The organism is Psychrobium sp. 1_MG-2023 (genome assembly GCF_030689115.1).
Classification (GTDB): domain Bacteria; phylum Pseudomonadota; class Gammaproteobacteria; order Enterobacterales; family Psychrobiaceae; genus Psychrobium.
On record NZ_JAUYVJ010000003.1, the window covers coordinates 75,869 to 94,559 of the forward strand.

The following is an 18,691-nucleotide window of genomic DNA, read 5'->3' on the forward strand; positions in this document are numbered from 1 at the left end:
TATTTTGTTATCCTTATTATTCGACAGCTTTACAGTCGAGTAAAATCATTAAAAATCGCTATGCTCATTAGCATAAACAAAAGCGCGGCACCAATTCGAAAACCTACTTCCTGTATTTTTTCTGGCACGGGCTTGCCAGTTAAAAGTTCTATAAAGTAATACATCAAGTGGCCACCATCAAGTACAGGCAGTGGTAATAAGTTAATTATTCCCAAATTAACACTAATCAAGGCTAAAAAGCCTAAAAAAGCAACAACACCATAAGATGCACTTTGACCTGCACCTTGCGCGATTGATATCGGTCCACTTAAGTTTTTCACTGAAATATCACCAGTCAGTAACTTACCTAACATGGCGATACTTAAATCCATTAATTGCCAGGTTTTTTCAGCACCAACGACTAAGGCATCTATTGGCCCTAAATCATAGGTGATTTGATATTGCTCAGGCCAAGGCGTAGCTGTAGGCGTTACCCCCGCATAGCCATAAATACGACCATCTGCGGTTTGCTTCTTTTGTGGCACAAGCGTTGTACTGAATGTGTTACCGTTTCTTTGATAGGTCAGTGTACTAGAAGTTCCATGGCTTTGTTGAATTAATGTTACGAACTCTTGCCATCGCTCAATTTTCACCCCGTTTAGGGTTACTAAGGTATCTCCAACCATTAAGCCGGCCAAATCTGCAGGTGAACCAGCCTCCACGCCAGCTAACACCTTAGTTGGCTCCGGATAGAATGGAACTAAGCCAAGGGAGCGCACGGGACCTTGAGTCTCAGGATCAAAGTCCCATTTGGATAAATCTAATCGCTTAACGATTGTTGCACTTCGACCGGGCTCAGTAACTGTAATTGTAGCTTCAGTGTTTCCGATCAAACCGACTAATGCTAAATTGACTTCCTGCCAGTGCTCAGTTGCATCACCGTTAATAGCGACAATCTCTTGCCCCTGTTCAATTCCTGCTACAGCAGCAATCGATTGTGGTTTAATCTCACCAACAATCGGCTTTACTGCACTCACACCAATTAAATACATTAACCAGAAAGCAAAAATGGCAAATATAAAGTTCGCGATGGGGCCAGCAGCTACAATAGCAATTCGTGATAAAACTGGCTTACGGTTGAACGCCCCTTCAAGTTGATCGGCACTGACCTCATCAACACGCTCGTCGAGCATTTTGACATAACCACCAAGCGGGATCGCGGCAATGACATACTCCGTACCATCTTGCCCCACCTTACGCCAAAGCACTTTACCAAAGCCAATTGAAAAGCGTTGAACGGTTACGCCGCAACGCCTCGCTACCCAAAAATGTCCAAACTCATGAATCGCAACTAAAATACCTAACGCAACAACAAAAGAAAGGAGGGTCCACAAGATAGAAAGCATTAACGAGTCCCTTGAGTTAATAACTGTTGTGCAACTGCTCGTGCGCGACGATCAATATCTAGCACGCTATCAATACACTTCGCACTCTCACTCGCTAAACGGTCAAGTACTAGCTGATTGACTGAAGCAATGTCAGTAAAGCCAATTCGTTTTGCTAAAAAAGCCGCTACACTAATTTCATTAGCCGCATTTAATGCCGTTGTTGCACTTTGTCCTTGATAACACGCATCAATAGCTAACTTTAAACACGGAAAGCGCTCAAAGTCAGGTTCAACAAAAGTAAAATCTTTGGTTGCAAAGAAGTCTAGTGCTTTGACACCAGAGTCAATACGTTCAGGGTACGCCATGCTATAGGCTATCGGGGTTCGCATATCTGGCAAGCCCATTTGAGCAATAACAGAGCCATCAATGTACTGAACCATAGAATGAATAACACTTTGCGGATGAACAACTACTTCGATTTGATCTTTTTGGGTATCAAACAACCAGCGAGCTTCAATGTACTCTAAGCCTTTATTCATCATCGTTGCCGAATCAACAGAAATTTTCTGTCCCATCGACCAATTCGGGTGAGCGCATGCTTGTTGTGGTGTCATGTGTTTTAGTTGTGCTAAGTCTGTTTGCAAAAATGGGCCACCTGAGCCAGTTAGCAATAACTTACTCACCCCTAACTCATTAAGCGGACAATAACCTAACTGTTGTTGAGCTAAAGTAGGTAATGCTTGAAAGATAGCATTGTGTTCACTATCAACAGGCAGTAAGGTTGCTGTTGAATTTCGAAGCTCTTCAATAAACAATTGTCCGGTCATTACTAGCGCTTCTTTATTCGCAAGCAAAACCCGTTTATTCGCACGAATAGCACTTAATGTTGGTAATAACCCCGCTGCACCAACAATAGCTGCCATAACGGTATCAACATGCTCATCAGCGCTCACTTCACATAAAGCATCGACACCGCTCAGAACCTTAGTGCTGCAACTTGACGGTAACTGCTTGCGCAATTGTTCCGCCGCAGTTTCATCAACTAACACAGCATACTGTGGGTTAAACTCTTCGCATAATACCTGCATCTTAGCAGCGCTTTGCTGAGCTGCTAACGCAAAGACGCCATAACGTTTAGGGTTAAGACGAATAACATCTAGCGTACTGGTGCCAATTGAGCCAGTAGCCCCCAGTATTGTCAGCATTTGTTGTTTCATCAGGCCACCAAGAAGAAATAACCTAACGCGAATAAAGGTACCGCGGCGGTTAAGCTATCAATGCGATCAAGAACACCACCATGACCAGGTAAAATCGTTCCGCTATCTTTAATACCACTACTTCGCTTGTACATGCTCTCGCTAAGGTCACCAAAGACAGAAGCTAGTGCGGTGATCAGTCCAAGTAACATTAGAGGTAAAAGCTCAATGTTATAGAAGAAACTATGAGAAGCAGCGACTGTCAATAATGCAGCGACAAGCCCGCCCATCATGCCTTCAAGCGTCTTACCTGGACTCACATTTGGCATAAGCTTTCGTTGACCAAATTGACGCCCAACAAAATAAGCACCTATATCCGCACCCCACACGATACCAAAGATAGCCAAAATTAAGAAACCACCTAGCATCGGGTCATTGTTGTAACCGTAACTGCGTAGTGTCACTAAGCCTATCCAAAATGGAATCAAGGTCAACTGACCAAACAAACCTTTATAAAACGCACTTTGCTGCCAAAAGCCTTGTCCCTTAGGGTACAAAAACACCATCACCGTACTGAATAACCACCAAGCTGCAGCGATGATCAATGCCGCTTCATAGATAGGGTGCATTTGGCCATGAAGCCATATTTTATCAATCGGTACTAGTACAGAGAAGCTGCCGATTAACATTAGCATAGTAATAGAAAAAATTATTCGATGGATTTTGGTCATGGATGGCTCAGCAGGCTGCTGATCATGAGCTGGAATAAACGCTCCCCACTCCCAAGCACCAATGACGGCAACTATTGCCGCAAATATAGGGAATAAACCTAGAGGTAAATAGAAGACAGCAGCCAAGGCTAGAGGAGCTAGGATTAATGCCGTTATTATACGTTGTTTTAACAAACTACTACCCTTTTCTAATTATTATTATTTAAGATGAAACCTGTTCACTGGTGCAGCCAAAACGACGCTCTACATCAGCAAATTTAGCCAATGCGGTTAAAAATTCAGCTTCATTAAAGTCGGGCCATAAAGTATCAGTGAAATACAATTCAGTATAAGCGGATTGCCACAGCAAGAAATTACTAATTCGACAATCACCCCCTGAACGAATCATTAAGTCCAATTCAGGTAATTGTGCGGTACAGGTATGTTGATTGATTAGCTCTTCAGTAATATCAGAAGCTGCCATTTGTCCATCTGCAACCTTCGTTGCAAGCTGTTGGCATGCTTGAGTGATATCCCAGCGGCCACCATAATTCGCCGCAATACTTAGAACAAGTCCAGTATTATTGGCAGTCAATTCTTCTGCTTTTGCAATTTTATTGCGCAAGCGATCACTAAAACGACAGGTATCACCAATCACCTGTAGTTTGACATTATTTCTGTTTAGGCGTTTCACTTCACGAGATAAGACTGTGAAAAATAGCTCCATGAGTACTGACACTTCTTCTGCAGGACGCCGCCAATTCTCACTACTAAAAGCAAATAAGGTTAACGCACCAAGTTTTAATTCACTGGCCAGCTTAACTGATTCGCGCACCATCTCAACACCAGCCTTATGTCCCATGACTCGTCGTTTACCTTGGCGAACCGCCCAACGGCCATTACCGTCCATAATAATTGCAACATGAGAAGGCAGGTTACCACTGTTCAGCAATTGAGATTTTAACTCTGTGCTCATTAAAACTCCATAAACAACAACCTAAGGCATTCCAGCCTTAGTAACACAAACGCCGTGTAGTATAACCTGACACAGCGTTTGAAACTAGAGATGTTAAATAACTAATATAGCAATAAACCAAGCGGTTATTGCTATGTTATTAAACCTCTAATAATTCAGCTTCTTTTTCTGCTAATAACGCATCCATCTCTTTGATGTACTTGTTAGTTAGCTCTTGAATTTGCTCTTCGCCTTTACGCGCTTCGTCTTCACCCACTTCTTTTTCTTTTTCTAACGATTTAATATCACCGTTAGCATCACGACGAATGTTACGAACAGCAACACGGCCTTTTTCAGCTTCACCACGAACAACTTTAATTAAATCTTTACGACGTTCTTCCGTTAATGGAGGTAGTGGAATACGAATTAATGCACCTGCAGAGTTAGGGTTTAAGCCAAGATCTGAGCTCATAATCGCTTTTTCAACAGCAGCGATCATCGTGCTATCAAAAACAGTAATTGTTAATGTACGAGCATCACCAACACCAACATTACCAACTTGGTTTAATGGCGTTTCTGCACCGTAATAAGGAACAGTAATTGAGTCTAATAGGCTTGGGTGAGCACGACCAGTACGCACTTTTTGCATTTGCAGCTTTAACGACTCAACGCTTTTGCCCATTCGTGTCGCTGCATCATCTTTAATTTCATTAATCACAGTAAATTTTCCTATTATAATTTATTGATTACTTGTCGCATTTAGTAATAAGTGTACCAACATCATCACCCATAATTACACTGCGAAGTGCACCAGGCTTATTCATGTTGAATACTTTAATTGGCATATTGTGGTCACGCGCTAACGTGAATGCACTTAAATCCATTACTTTTAATTCTTTTTCTAAAACTGTTGAGTAATCTAGTTCGCGGTACATTTCTGCTTCCGGATTTTTCACTGGATCATCAGAGTAAACACCATCGACTTTAGTGCCTTTTAACACAACATCTGCTTCAATCTCGATACCACGTAAACACGCCGCAGAGTCGGTAGTAAAGAATGGGTTACCTGTGCCTGCAGAGAAAATCACTACACGCCCTTCTTTCAATTGGCTGATTGCACCAGCCCAGTTGTATGAGTCACATACACCTTTTAAGTCAACAGCTGACATTAAACGAGCATTAACATAAGCACGGTGCAGCGCATCACGCATTGCTAAACCATTCATTACTGTTGCTAACATACCCATTTGGTCACCAACAACACGATTCATCCCTGCTTCTGCTAAGCCCTCGCCACGGAAGATATTACCTCCTCCTAGAACGATACCCACTTGTACGCCTAACTCTTGTAACTCTTTGATTTCTTGCGCCATGCGATCAAGAACTTTTGGGTCAATGCCAAAACCTTGTTCGCCAACAAGCGCTTCACCACTAAGTTTTAAAAGAATACGACGATAAGCCGGTTTTGGATTTGCAGTCATTTTATTTACCCTTGCGTGTTTAGATACGTTCACTAAGTTTTGATTCTACGTAGTGTACGCTTAATTTAAGTTTTAATACTCAATATAGGTCAAATTAAATATAAAAAATTAAATTAATCGTAGCCCTGACAGTTAAAAAAGACCGCAGCCAAAGCCACGGTCTTTTTTTAGGCATTAACGAATTAATGCATCAAAAGAATTACTGCTTAGATGCAGCGATTTGCGCTTCTACTTCAGCAGCGAAATCTTCTTCTTTCTTCTCGATACCTTCACCAACTTCTAGGCGAACGAACGTAGAAACTGATGCGTTCTTAGCTTTAAGAATTTGACCAACAGTTTGCTTTGGTTCCATGATGAACGCTTGACCAGTAAGAGAAACTTCACCAGTGAACTTCTTCATACGACCAGCAACCATCTTCTCAGCGATTTCAGCAGGCTTGCCTTCATTCATCGCGATTTCGATTTGAAGTTTACGCTCACGCTCAACAACTTCAGCAGGAACATCTTCTGGGTTTACGAATTCTGGGCTAGAAGCAGCAACGTGCATTGCAACGTGCTTTAGAGTTTCTTCGTCAGCTTCACCAGCAACAACAACACCGATGCGCTCACCGTGACGGTAAGAAGCTAATGCAGCACCTTCAACGTATTCAACACGACGGATGTTCATGTTTTCGCCAATTTTAGCAACTAACTGAATACGAGTTTCTTCGAATTTCTCTTGTAGAGCTTCGATAGAAAGTTTTTCAGCGATAGCAGCGTCAGCAACTTCGTTAGCGAACGCTAAGAAGCTAGCATCTTTAGCTACGAAGTCAGTTTGACAGTTAACTTCTAGAAGAGCAGCTACACCATCAACTTGTTTAATGATGATTGTACCTTCAGCAGCGATGTTACCCGCTTTTTTAGCTGCTTTTGCTTGACCGTTTTTACGCATTTGATCGATTGCAGCTTCGATGTCGCCGTTCGTTTCAGTTAATGCTTTTTTACAGTCCATCATGCCAGCGCCAGTGCGGTCACGAAGTTCTTTTACTAATTTAGCAGTGATTGCCATTTTTAAATCCTCTGTATTTCAAAAAAGGTATCAGAAATGAGTCTCTGATACCTAATAGTCGTTTTTAGGTTCAATCGTTAAATTGAAAAGCCTAAATTACTCAGCTTCAACAAAACCGTCTTGTTCTGCTTGAGCAGCTACAGTGTTGTTACGACCTTCAGTTACAGCAGTTGCCGCAGCAGTAGTGTAAAGTTGGATCGCACGGATAGCATCATCGTTACCTGGGATTAAGTAATCGATACCGTCTGGGTTAGAGTTAGTATCAACAACAGCAATAACAGGAATACCTAAGTTGTTTGCTTCTTTAACTGCAATGTGCTCGTGATCAGCATCGATAACAAAAATCGCGTCTGGTAGACCGTTCATGTTTTTGATACCACCTAGAGACTTCTCTAGTTTTTCCATTTCACGAGTACGCATTAAAGCTTCTTTCTTAACTAGCTTGTCGAATGTACCGTCTTGTGATTGAGTTTCTAAATCTTTTAGACGTTTGATAGATTGACGAACTGTTTTCCAGTTAGTCAACATACCACCTAACCAGCGGTGGTTAACGTAGAATTGGTCACAAGAAAGTGCAGCTTCTTTAACTGCATCGCCAGCAGCGCGCTTAGTACCAACGAAAAGGATTTTACCTTTCTTAGCAGCAGTGTTGCTTAATACACTTAATGCTTCGTTGAACATTGGTGCAGTTTTTTCAAGGTTAATGATATGAACCTTGTTACGAGCACCGAAGATGAACGGCTTCATCTTTGGATTCCAGTAACGTGTTTGGTGACCGAAGTGAACACCAGCTTGTAGCATATCGCGCATTGAAACAGTAGCCATAATAAATTTCCTCTTGGGGTTAGGCCTCCACATACCCTGTCATTCGAACCGCGATACAAATAAATGTACTTTGGCACCCCGAACACAGTTGATGATATGTGTGTGATTTAAGATAAATGTAAATTTTTATTGGTTCTTTTAGACAAGATCATTAAAATTGTACTTTAAACCAATTTCAAAAGATGGTTGAATAAATTCCCCGGCGCGCTTTATACCAAAAACACGCATTAAAAACAAGTTTTGACCTAATTTTTAGGGCAATAAAAAAGAGAAATTCAATGGCTATTACAATTAAAACTCAAGACGAAATCGAAAAAATGCGCGTGGCTGGTCGGCTAGCTGCAGAAGTACTTGAGATGATCGGTCCTTATATTAAAAAAGGCATTACAACTAACGAAATTAACGATATTTGTCACCGTTACATTATCGAAGAACAAGATGCCATTCCAGCACCGCTTAATTATCACGGTTTCCCGAAGTCGATTTGTACATCAGTTAACCATGTTATTTGTCACGGCATTCCAAGTGATAAGAAACTAAAGGAAGGTGATATTGTCAATGTAGATATCACGGTGATTAAAGATGGTTACCATGGTGATACCAGTAAAATGTTTGTGGTTGGCAAAGGCAGCATTTTAGCGGAACGTCTAATTAAAACGACACAAGAAAGCCTTTATCGTGCGATAAAAATGGTAAAACCTGGCGTGCGCTTGGGTGATATTGGTCACGCTATTCAAACGTATTGTGAAGGGTTTAACTATTCAATCGTTCGCGAATATTGTGGCCATGGTATCGGTAAAGAATTCCATGAAGACCCACAAGTCGTTCATTACGGAAAACCAGGCACTGGTGATACATTACAAGCAGGCATGTGTTTGACCATTGAACCTATGGTTAATGCTGGTAAACGCCACAGTAAAATGGCAAATAATGATGGCTGGACAGTAGTAACAAAAGATCGCTCACTATCGGCACAGTGGGAACATACGCTGCTTGTAACTGAGCACGGTGTTGAGATATTAACTCTGCGTAACGATGAAGAGTTGCCACGAGTGATTGAACACGCATAAATAACGTGATTCTTAATCTGATTATAAACATTTCAGATTAAGAGTCTTTGCGCATAAATATAAGGAAAGGTATGTTAGCTGCAGCAAAACCATTGTCACAATTATCTCCACCTGAACTCATTAGTCACTTTAAGCAACATATCCAACAGTTTTCCCAACAAGCTACCCAACAATTTAATCAACACGTTGATATACGAACGTTATTGCATCAGCGAAGTCATTGCATTGACGATGTATTGAAACAGCTATGGCAACACTTTACGTTGGATCAGGATAATATCGCCCTCATTGCTGTTGGCGGCTATGGTCGTAGTGAGCTACATCCCAACTCTGACATTGACTTGTTGTTATTGGCTAAGAAAACAGTAACTCCAGCGCAATGCGAAAAAATCAGTCAATTTATTACCCTTTTATGGGATATAAAGCTCGATATTGGCCACAGTGTCAGGACACTTAAAGAAACCCTTTCCATTGGTCAAGACGACATCACAGTCGCGACTAACTTAATGGAAAGTCGATTACTTTGTGGAGAGCTCGAACTCTATGATGAATTACAAGTCGCTATCGAACACCCACGTTTTTGGCCCAGTAGTGAATTTTATATTGCCAAGCGTGACGAACAGATTGAACGCCATAGCTCAACAACCTCATTTGACTTAGAACCCAATATTAAAGGCTGTGCAGGCGGTTTACGTGACATTCAAACTATCGGCTGGATTGCGAAGCGACATTTCAAGGCTACATTTGTTGAACAATTGGTTGCCCACGGCTTCCTCTCAAAAGATGAGTTAGTTCAATTGCTCGCCTGCCAAGACTTTTTATGGCGCATGCGTTTTGCCCTGCATAATGTCGCTAACCGCGGCGAAGATAAGTTACTGTTTAATTATCAGCATGATGTTGCACTCGCCCTTGGTTTTAGTGATAGTCAACAACTTGCTGTTGAAAAGATGATGAAACAATATTATCAAACAGTGCGTCAGGTACGTGAATTAAGCGAAATGCTATTACAGTTATTTAAGCGGGAGTTTTTAGGCCGAATAAAGCCATTAGACATTATTAACCTTAATGAACTGTACCAGCGCCGTGGTCAATTCGTAGAAGCGAAAAAAGAAACTATTTTCGAACAACCACAAGAGATGATCAACATTTTTCTTAATGCTGCCATCGACCCAGAAATTAACGGTGTTTACGCTCCGACACTACGTTTACTCCGCCAAGCGCGCCATGAGCTTGAGCAACCGCTGTGCGAAAATATTGACTGTCGTAAAGCGTTTATGAATATCCTTAAGCATCCTAACGGTATCAATGCGCTATCGTTGATGCATAAACACGGGATTTTAGCCAGTTACTTACCAGCCTGGGAAAAAATCAGTGGGCAAATGCAATTTGATTTATTTCACGCCTACACTGTTGACGAACATACCCACCGCTTGTTACTTAACATTCAGCGTTTCTCCCAGCCTGAACATAAAGAAGAATTTCCACTTTGTAGCGTTTTAATCAACACCCTTTCAAAAAAAGGCTTATTAGTGTTAGCCGCTATTTTTCATGATATCGGTAAAGGTCGTGGCGGTGATCACAGTGAACTGGGCGCACAAGATGCCCTTGAATTTGGTCCACTACACGGTTTAAATAACCATGACACACGTCTAGTCTCATGGTTAGTAGAAAACCATTTGATGATGTCAATTACTGCCCAACGCCGTGATATTCATGACCCTGATGTTATCAATGAGTTTGCCAAGGCCGTCAAAGATGAAACTCGCTTAGCCTATTTATATTGCCTTACTGTTGCCGATATTTGTGCGACGAACAATAATCTATGGAATAACTGGAAAGGTTCATTATTACGCGAGCTCTATTTTTATACACTAAGAGCATTACGCCGCGGAAAAATGAGTGAAGTGGATGCCGACGAGCGAATTGACGAATACAAGAGCAAAGCACTACAAATTATCAATAACAGAGAACAAACAACAGTAAGCCAAGAACAAGTGTCAGACTTATGGCAGACGTTTCAGCCGGATTATTTTCTACGCCACACGCCAGTTGCTATTGCTAAACATACGCAAACGATTATTGAGTCTGAGACGACTAGTAAGCCACTTATTGCTCTATTTAATTACGATAAGAAAAATAGTAGTGAGCTTTTTGTTTACACCCAAGATAAAATAAACCTCTTTGCTAAAGTGATGCGAGTTTTAGGCAGTAAAAATGTCCAGATAAATGATGCCCATGTTATGGCAACGAACCATGGCTATGCCTTGGACACATTTACTATCAGTGAACTTGACGGTAGCGCAGTCACCGAGCCACGCCGAATTAAATCTATTGTGCAAACGCTCAATAAATCCTTGACCGTTAAAAGCTTTAAGCCGCATAGTAAGCGTCGTATTGCAAGGCAAGTAAAACACTTTAATGTGCCAACAAGAGTCTCATTTATCGATAACGACAATGACTCAGAAAACAATGATTATACGATTTTTGAGTTAGTCGCATTGGATGTACCAGGCTTATTGGCCACAATAGGTGATGTATTTACCAAACAACGCATCACCCTAATCAACGCAAAAATTACCACAATCGGTGAACGTGTAGAAGATTTCTTCATTATCGCTGATGAATTTGGTCACAGTTTAGGTGACGCTAAAAAACAAACATTACAACAATCGCTATTAAAAGCGATCGAAAAAATTAACCAATAAGGGATAGGAATGAGCCAACTACAGCAAATTATCGAACATGCATTCGAGACCAGAGATCAATTTACAGCCGAGACAGCCACGCAAGAAATCCGTGATGCTGTGACCACTGCAATGGCCCAGCTTGATAGCGGCGAAGCGCGTGTAGCAGAAAAGATTAGTGGTGAATGGGTTGTGCACCAATGGCTTAAAAAAGCGGTTTTATTATTTTTCAAACTGCATGACAACATTATCATCGACGGCCAAGAAACTAAATATTACGATAAAGTGCCACTAAAATTCAGCAACTATACTGAGCAACAATTTATTGATGAGGGAATGCGTGTTGTGCCCCCTGCAACAGTTCGTCAAGGCTGTTACATTGGTAAGAACGTGGTGTTAATGCCTTCATACACTAACATTGGTGCCTATGTTGATGACGGCACTATGGTTGACACTTGGGCGACAGTTGGCTCATGTGCCCAGATTGGTAAAAACGTTCACTTATCTGGCGGTGTAGGCATTGGCGGTGTATTAGAGCCACTACAAGCCAACCCAACCATTATTGAAGATAATTGTTTTATCGGTGCACGCTCAGAAATTGTAGAAGGCGTGATCGTTGAAGAAGGCAGTGTGATCTCAATGGGAGTTTATATTAGTCAGAGTACCCGTATTTTTGACCGTGAGACAGGTACGATTCATTATGGTCGTGTTCCAGCTGGATCGGTTGTTGTTTCAGGGACATTGCCATCACCATGTGGTACATACAACCTATATGCAGCAATTATCGTAAAAAAAGTAGATGCTAAAACACGTGAGAAAGTAGGCATCAACGCGCTATTACGCGGCGTAGAATAGTCAACTGGATCACAATAAAACCATTATAAAAGCGCTACATAGTCTATGTGGCGCTTTTTGTTAGCTAAGTCACAGAAATGTCTTATTACTCTGATAAACTAATCAGGATTAGTTAAAAACAGAGTAAAGGAACATGACTCATTTAAATAAATTACAAACGATAAAAATCATCTGCCCAAGTTGTGGACAGAAACATTTGAAAACCGTTGATTGGTTAAGCCAAAATAAAAGTATTGGCTGTGGCTGTGGTATCGAAACACCATTCTCTGAAATTGAAACACTCGTAGAGCAAGCTATCAAGGAGCTAAAGTAATTTAGCCCCTTTTATCTTCAAACTTCCTTCTTGTACATTCGTCCTTCTAACGCTTTATATTAAGTACATTGCCACTAAAACATAACCCACTATCGTCAGAAACGCTGCGACTAAATTGTAGGGTAATTGCGTTTTAACATGCTCAATATGATCACAACCACTGGCCATTGATGCAATGATGGTTGAGTCTGAAATCGGTGATGAATGATCACCAAAAATTCCTCCGCCCAATACCGCAGCTACTAAGAAAGATGGTGGCAAACCTGTACTCATCGATAACGGAATAGCAATTGGGATCAACACAGCAAAGGTGCCCCAAGACGTGCCCGTTGCAAAAGCCATAATCCCTGCGGTAATGAATAATAACGGCGCAATAATCAGTAAAGAGACATTATCATCAACTAACTGGCTAACATAAGTCCCAGTGCCATACGCTTTAACCGCATCACCAAAGGCAAATGACAGCACTAAGATAATAACGACTGGTAATAAGTTCTTCATTCCATTAAGGCTGTATTGGATAACGGTCCCTAATGAAAATACTCCATCCTTTAATAACAACACGCAGAGTACCAAATACGCGGAAATAATTGACCACATCACAGACCAAGAACCTGAGCCTTGGCGGATATCCCCATTACCACTATAGAATAATAGAGCGATAGTCATCACACAGATCTGCACCATAGGTAAGACAAGATAGCGAGCCTTAGATAGCTCTGTAATGCCTTGTGGCTCAGCAACCTCACTATCACCCTCTGCTGTTGTATTGATTGCAACACTATGACGCATAGGGCCATACACTTTGGTAGTGAATGCAGTATAGTAAACGAATATTAAAATGATGATAGGATAAAAATTATAAAAGATTGTATCGATCAAAACCCCAACGGTATCTGTGAGCTGATAGCCATCAAGTAACCCTAAAATGTAAGCGCCCCAGCCATTAATTAATAATAAAATACTCACCGGTGAACAAGTCGAATCAATAAGAAAAGCTAAACGCGCACGGCTTAAGCCAAACTTATCAAATAAATTTTGACTGGCTATGCCTGCAGTAAACATACTTAGATTGGTATCAGTAAAAATACTGGTCCCGATAATTGATGGTAATAAACTTGCTTGACGTCTGTTGGTGACCAAATTTTTTCGTCTGAGGCGTTCAATAAAAGCATCTACCCCGCCGCTCTTTTTCATTAACACTAGCAGAGCACCAATCAATAGACTAAAGATTATTATTCTACGATTACCGTCACTTTCAACCACTGTTGCCAAGCCAGAAAATGTATCCAAGACCCCTTGAACAGGGCTTAAATTAGCATTCATTAACCAAGTGAGGCTAACCCCAACAATTAATGCCAAGATGGCATTCTTTTTCCATACTGCAATAGCAATGGCCACCAGAGGTGGAATTAGTGTGAACCCGTTTTCTAAAACCATGTGAAACCCAAATTTTTTGCCATAGCTTGCTAAACTCGCCGCCAAATAGCAACAGCGGTTAAACAAAAAGTTAAAAAAATTGTTGCAGTTCACACCGATCTAAATGATAATAATTATCACTTACAAACAACGAAGGCTATTTACAATGTTCTGGGCATCTATCGCTGCACTCTATGGCTGTGTTCTATTATTTATTGCAAACAATAAAAGACTCGCGTCGTTTAATTCCTATTATATTTCAACTCCACAACTAACCTCTCTGTTAAGAGTTATTGGTATTTTTAGTCTAACTTTTTCAGGTTTATTATGGGTATCAATGCATGGCTGGGGTGAAGGGTTTATCTACCTACTCGCTTGTGTTGTTGGCAACGCAATTTTACTTTTCGGTACTAAACCTAAAATCAAGCAATTGATTGGCGGCGCTGTATTGTTGATTGGTTCGAGTTTCATCTGGAGCACTGCCAACATGGTTTCTCACTCATTATACCCTTACTAGCATAATCAACATTTGTTGGCCTGAATAAACACTTCAGAACAACAAATGCGATTCGTTCTTCTCAAGAACACACAATGGGGTCACGACGCCATTGCAACAGCAGCTCTCACCGAAATAAACTTTTAACCGATAATCTAGTCATAAAAAAAGGAGCTTAAGCTCCTTTTTTTATTAACCATCATTTACATCGCGTAATCTTTATTCAGCGGCTGCTTTAGATTGGTTTTCATAAATTAAGATTGGGTCTGACTCGCCATTGATCACTGTGTCATCAATCACAACTTTAACCACACCCTCAACCGATGGTAAGTCATACATTGTATCAAGCAATACAGCTTCAACAATTGAACGAAGACCACGAGCACCAGTTTTACGTGCCATTGCTTTAGCTGCAATCGCTTTAAGGGCATCTTCTCTAAACTCTAACTCAACGTTTTCTAACGCTAATAACGCGGCATATTGCTTAGTTAACGCATTTTTAGGTTCGCAAAGAATTTGAATTAACGCTTCTTCATCCAATTCAGTTAACGTGGCGACAACAGGTAAACGACCGATAAACTCAGGAATTAAACCATACTTCACTAAATCTTCAGGTTCCACTTTCTGGAAAGTCGCTGATAATGTTTCTGAACTGCTGTCTTTAACTTCAGCGCCAAAACCAATGCCGCTTCCCACATGAGAACGTTGTTCAATCACTTTATCTAGACCGGCAAATGCACCGCCACAGATAAATAAGATCTTAGAGGTATCAACTTGCAAAAACTCTTGTTGCGGGTGCTTACGGCCACCTTGAGGTGGAACAGCAGCTACCGTGCCTTCAATCAGTTTAAGCAGTGCTTGCTGCACACCTTCACCAGAAACATCACGCGTGATTGATGGGTTATCTGATTTACGTGAAATCTTATCGATCTCATCAACGTAAACGATACCACGTTCGGCTTTTTCAACATCGTAATCACACTTTTGCAATAGCTTTTGGATGATATTTTCAACATCTTCACCAACGTAACCTGCTTCGGTTAATGTTGTCGCATCAGCCATTGTGAACGGTACATCTAACATACGTGCCATGGTTTCGGCTAATAATGTTTTACCACTACCCGTTGGACCGATAAGTAAGATATTACTCTTACCTAGCTCAACGCCATTGGTATTACCTGCGTGTTGTAAGCGCTTGTAGTGATTATACACGGCAACAGACAACACCTTTTTCGCATGATGCTGACCGATAACATAATCATCTAGATTGTCACGGATCTCATGAGGTGTTGGTAATTTCTCAGGCTCTTCCGCTACTAACTTCTCTTTAATTTCTTCAGTAATGATGTCTGTGCACAAATCAACACACTCATCACAAATATATACAGAAGGCCCGGCAATTAGTTTACGAACTTCATGCTGGCTCTTGCCACAAAAAGAACAATACAATAGTGTTTTACTATCTTCATCGCCTTTGGTGCTGTCAGTCATTTATCACCCTCACTGGATAAAATCTACTCAATACTATAGTACGAGTTTATTACAAAGTGCTGCTAAACCCAATAGATCAGTATCACATACTGGGCTTATCAAAATCATTGGTATGGCTATCACCATTACCTACATCATTAAAAGCGATGCTTATCTCTTAGATAATATGGAGTCAATTAATCCATATTCAAGGGCTTGATCAGAACTCATGAAATTATCACGGTCAGTATCCTGTTCAACAACCTCTAACGGTTGGCCAGTATGCTCTGCCAATAACGTGTTTAACTTATTCTTAATCCCTAAGATCTCTTGCGCGTGAATCGCAAAATCAGAAGCCTGACCTTGGAAGCCGCCTAATGGTTGGTGAATCATAACACGCGAGTTCGGTAAACAATGGCGCATTCCTTTCTCGCCACCAGCTAATAAAAATGCACCCATACTTGCCGCTTGACCGATACAAACGGTGCTCACTTTAGGCTTAATAAACTGCATTGTGTCATAGATCGCCATACCTGCTGTCACAGAGCCGCCCGGAGAATTAATGTATAAGTAAATTTCTTTATCTGGGTTTTCAGCTTCAAGAAACAATAACTGAGCAACAATCAGGTTAGCCATGTTGTCTTCAACTTGACCCACTAAAAAAATAACTCGCTCTTTAAGGAGGCGTGAATAAATATCAAAAGAGCGCTCACCTTTAGGTGTTTGCTCAATAACCATTGGTACTAAGGCATCAACTGGAGAGAAAGTAGAGTGATTTTGCATTAATGTTTGTCCCTTTAAGTCAGTGTCATCGTTTTTTCAATTGAATATTAGACATATCAGATGCCAAAATTTAATCGTTTATAATCATCAGTGTAGTCCAAGGTCTCCCTTACATCACAAAGGTTAATTATCGTTTAAATAATAGAACAGTAAATTTGAATTGAAATCGATGACAGAGTCTGAATATTCAAAGTATATGTATTTGTAATGATTATATTAAAGATAAACTAGAATATCCTTAAAAAATAGTAATTATCTGCTAAAAATACTCTTTTTTTATCAAAGAAAAAGCCCGTACAAGGTAATCTTGTACGGGCTTTATTTATTCTAACAAAAAGTGATTAAGCTTGTTGCTGAATCATGTCACTGAATTTCTTTTTCTTTTCAGTTACTTTAGCTTGCTCTAGGATGAAATCAATTGCTTGATCTTCTAGTGCTAAGTCTTTCATTTGGTTAGACAGTTTCTCGTCATTTGCGTAATGAGCAACAACTTCACTTGGGTCTTCGTAAGCTGAAGCCATCGTTTCGATCATATCTTTAACGCGAGCTTCATCTGCTTCTAGTTTGTTAACCTTGATTACTTCACCTAGTAATAGACCAACTTTTACACGACGCTTCGCTTGCTCTTCAAACAACTCATCTGGTAGTTGTGGCATGTTTGCTGGATCAACTTGACCACCAAAACGTTGCATAGCTTGTTGGCGTAATACATCGATTTCACCTTTAGCTAGTGCAGCAGGGATTTCTACGTCATTAACTTCAACTAAACCATCAATCACTTGTTGCTTAATGTTGTTCTTAACATTTTGCTCAAGCTCACGAGTCATGTTTTTACGAACGTCAGCTTTTAGTGACTCAACACCACCTTCAGCAACACCAAATTTCTCAGCAAACTCATCGTTTAATTCAGGAAGAACTTGGTCTTCAACAACCTTTAGGTTGATTGCGAATACAGCCGCTTTACCTTTAAGGTTTTCAGCGTGGTAATCTTCTGGGAAAGTAACTTCGATATCAAACTCTTCACCAGCTTTATGGCCAACGATAGCTTTCTCGAAACCAGGAATCATGCGCTCTTCGCTTAGGTTTAACGTAAAGTCTTCAGCTTTACCACCTTCAAACTCTTCACCGTCAATAGAACCAGTAAAGTCGATTGTTACGCGGTCAGCTTTTTTAGATTTACGTTTAACTGATTTATAAGTTGCATGTTGCTTTTGTAGAGTAACAAGCATTTCTTCTAAATCTTTGTCAGTTACTTCAACAACTGGCTTTTCAACATTAACTTTGTCTAAGTCTTTAACTTCAACTTCTGGGTAAACTTCGAAAGTTGCTGTGAACTCTAAATCGCTACCTTCGTCATTTTTAATTACTGCAAGTTGTGGCATGCCAGCAGGGTTTAATTTTTCAGCCATAACAGCATCGAAGTATTGACGTTGCATTAATTCACCAGCAACTTCTTGACGAACAGCAGCACCGTAACGCTTTTGGATAACAGTTACTGGAACTTTACCAGGACGGAAACCGTCAATACGCTGAGTTTTAGAAAGTTGACGAAGACGGTTTTTAACTTCAGTGTCAACAGTTGCGGCTTCAACAGAAATAGTTAGGCGGCGCTCTAGGCCTTGAGTCGTTTCAACAGAAACTTGCATTAGCATACCTCAAAAAATATTCAATGGGCCCTTCGGGCTTATCTTATAGTTATAAAATAACTATGTAATTTATTATGTTATCCCAATAATCAGCGTTAAAAAAAACCGACTGGCAACATAACTATGGTTTTCGGACGCGATATTATAACGATCGTTCAATCGATAGTCGAGCCCCTATTATGGATAACCAAGTATTCACTCTAAAAAGGGCAACTTAATTAATCTGTGCTTATCTATGTAAGGGCAATATTTATAAAAACAACCATCAACAAGAAAGAAAAGTAACTTTTTTAAGTTGTACCTTATAATGAATAACATTGGCTTATGCTGTGGCATGGTGCATAATCTTAAAGAATCAGATGAAAATCTCACC

The 18,691-nt window shown here is 40.5% G+C and carries 17 protein-coding genes; 5 read left to right on the forward strand and 12 right to left on the reverse strand.

Annotated features, from left to right (window positions below; translation table 11 throughout):
• Positions 1-29: 29 nt before the first annotated feature.
• From rseP to rpsB, 8 genes are all read right to left on the reverse strand, one after another.
• Positions 30-1,385, reverse strand: coding sequence for a sigma E protease regulator RseP (gene rseP / locus Q8W26_RS02370; protein ID WP_101214568.1), 1,356 nt, complete (start codon positions 1,383-1,385; stop codon positions 30-32).
• Positions 1,385-2,584, reverse strand: coding sequence for a 1-deoxy-D-xylulose-5-phosphate reductoisomerase (gene ispC / locus Q8W26_RS02375; RefSeq protein WP_101214567.1), 1,200 nt, complete (start codon positions 2,582-2,584; stop codon positions 1,385-1,387). The genes rseP and ispC overlap by 1 nt, the downstream gene beginning before the upstream one ends.
• Entirely contained in the window at positions 2,584-3,468 is an 885-nt protein-coding gene (locus Q8W26_RS02380; protein WP_101214566.1) for a phosphatidate cytidylyltransferase, read from the reverse strand. Before Q8W26_RS02380 ends, ispC begins: the two co-directional genes overlap by 1 nt.
• 28 nt (positions 3,469-3,496) lie before the next feature.
• Positions 3,497-4,249, reverse strand: a complete 753-nt coding sequence (locus Q8W26_RS02385; RefSeq protein ID WP_101214565.1) for an isoprenyl transferase — start codon at positions 4,247-4,249, stop codon at positions 3,497-3,499.
• A 139-nt stretch (positions 4,250-4,388) separates the two neighbouring features.
• Complete coding sequence (frr, locus tag Q8W26_RS02390) at positions 4,389-4,946, reverse strand: ribosome recycling factor (protein ID WP_101214564.1); 558 nt, start codon at positions 4,944-4,946, stop codon at positions 4,389-4,391.
• A 28-nt stretch (positions 4,947-4,974) separates the two neighbouring features.
• Entirely contained in the window at positions 4,975-5,709 is a 735-nt protein-coding gene (pyrH, locus tag Q8W26_RS02395) for a UMP kinase (protein ID WP_101214563.1), read from the reverse strand.
• A gap of 199 nt (positions 5,710-5,908) precedes the next feature.
• Positions 5,909-6,757: a translation elongation factor Ts gene (gene tsf / locus Q8W26_RS02400; RefSeq protein WP_101214562.1), complete on the reverse strand. Its 849-nt coding sequence runs from the start codon at positions 6,755-6,757 to the stop codon at positions 5,909-5,911.
• Positions 6,758-6,853: 96 nt separating this feature from the next.
• A complete protein-coding gene (gene rpsB / locus Q8W26_RS02405) occupies positions 6,854-7,582 on the reverse strand; it encodes a 30S ribosomal protein S2 (protein WP_101214561.1) in 729 nt (242 codons plus the stop codon).
• A gap of 278 nt (positions 7,583-7,860) precedes the next feature.
• On the opposite strand from rpsB, the gene map reads away from it, so the two are divergent.
• The 4 genes from map (at position 7,861) to Q8W26_RS02425 (ending at position 12,504) form a co-directional block, all read left to right on the forward strand.
• Positions 7,861-8,652 (forward strand): type I methionyl aminopeptidase, encoded by a 792-nt coding sequence (map, locus tag Q8W26_RS02410; RefSeq protein WP_101214560.1) that lies wholly within the window; start codon positions 7,861-7,863, stop codon positions 8,650-8,652.
• Positions 8,653-8,723: 71 nt separating this feature from the next.
• On the forward strand, positions 8,724-11,357 hold the full coding sequence (gene glnD / locus Q8W26_RS02415) for a [protein-PII] uridylyltransferase (RefSeq protein WP_101214559.1): 2,634 nt from the start codon (positions 8,724-8,726) through the stop codon (positions 11,355-11,357).
• Positions 11,358-11,366: 9 nt separating this feature from the next.
• Complete coding sequence (gene dapD / locus Q8W26_RS02420; RefSeq protein ID WP_101214558.1) at positions 11,367-12,191, forward strand: 2,3,4,5-tetrahydropyridine-2,6-dicarboxylate N-succinyltransferase; 825 nt, start codon at positions 11,367-11,369, stop codon at positions 12,189-12,191.
• Positions 12,192-12,324: 133 nt separating this feature from the next.
• Positions 12,325-12,504: a hypothetical protein gene (locus Q8W26_RS02425; protein ID WP_101214557.1), complete on the forward strand. Its 180-nt coding sequence runs from the start codon at positions 12,325-12,327 to the stop codon at positions 12,502-12,504.
• 54 nt (positions 12,505-12,558) lie between these two features.
• Here the strand turns inward: Q8W26_RS02425 and Q8W26_RS02430 are convergent, their stop codons facing one another.
• A complete protein-coding gene (locus Q8W26_RS02430; RefSeq protein WP_101214556.1) occupies positions 12,559-13,944 on the reverse strand; it encodes a Na+/H+ antiporter NhaC family protein in 1,386 nt (461 codons plus the stop codon).
• Positions 13,945-14,089: 145 nt separating this feature from the next.
• Between Q8W26_RS02430 and Q8W26_RS02435 the strand changes: the two genes are divergently transcribed.
• Positions 14,090-14,440, forward strand: coding sequence for a hypothetical protein (locus Q8W26_RS02435; protein WP_101214555.1), 351 nt, complete (start codon positions 14,090-14,092; stop codon positions 14,438-14,440).
• A gap of 198 nt (positions 14,441-14,638) precedes the next feature.
• Here Q8W26_RS02435 and clpX read toward each other — a convergent pair whose 3' ends face one another.
• The 3 genes from clpX to tig form a co-directional block, all read right to left on the reverse strand.
• On the reverse strand, positions 14,639-15,910 hold the full coding sequence (gene clpX, locus Q8W26_RS02440; protein ID WP_101214554.1) for an ATP-dependent protease ATP-binding subunit ClpX: 1,272 nt from the start codon (positions 15,908-15,910) through the stop codon (positions 14,639-14,641).
• A 150-nt stretch (positions 15,911-16,060) separates the two neighbouring features.
• Positions 16,061-16,672: an ATP-dependent Clp endopeptidase proteolytic subunit ClpP gene (clpP, locus tag Q8W26_RS02445; protein ID WP_101214553.1), complete on the reverse strand. Its 612-nt coding sequence runs from the start codon at positions 16,670-16,672 to the stop codon at positions 16,061-16,063.
• Positions 16,673-17,013: 341 nt separating this feature from the next.
• Positions 17,014-18,318 carry a trigger factor gene (tig, locus tag Q8W26_RS02450; RefSeq protein WP_101214552.1) on the reverse strand — a complete coding sequence of 435 codons (1,305 nt, stop codon included), beginning with the start codon at positions 18,316-18,318 and terminating at the stop codon, positions 17,014-17,016.
• Positions 18,319-18,691 lie beyond the last annotated feature (373 nt).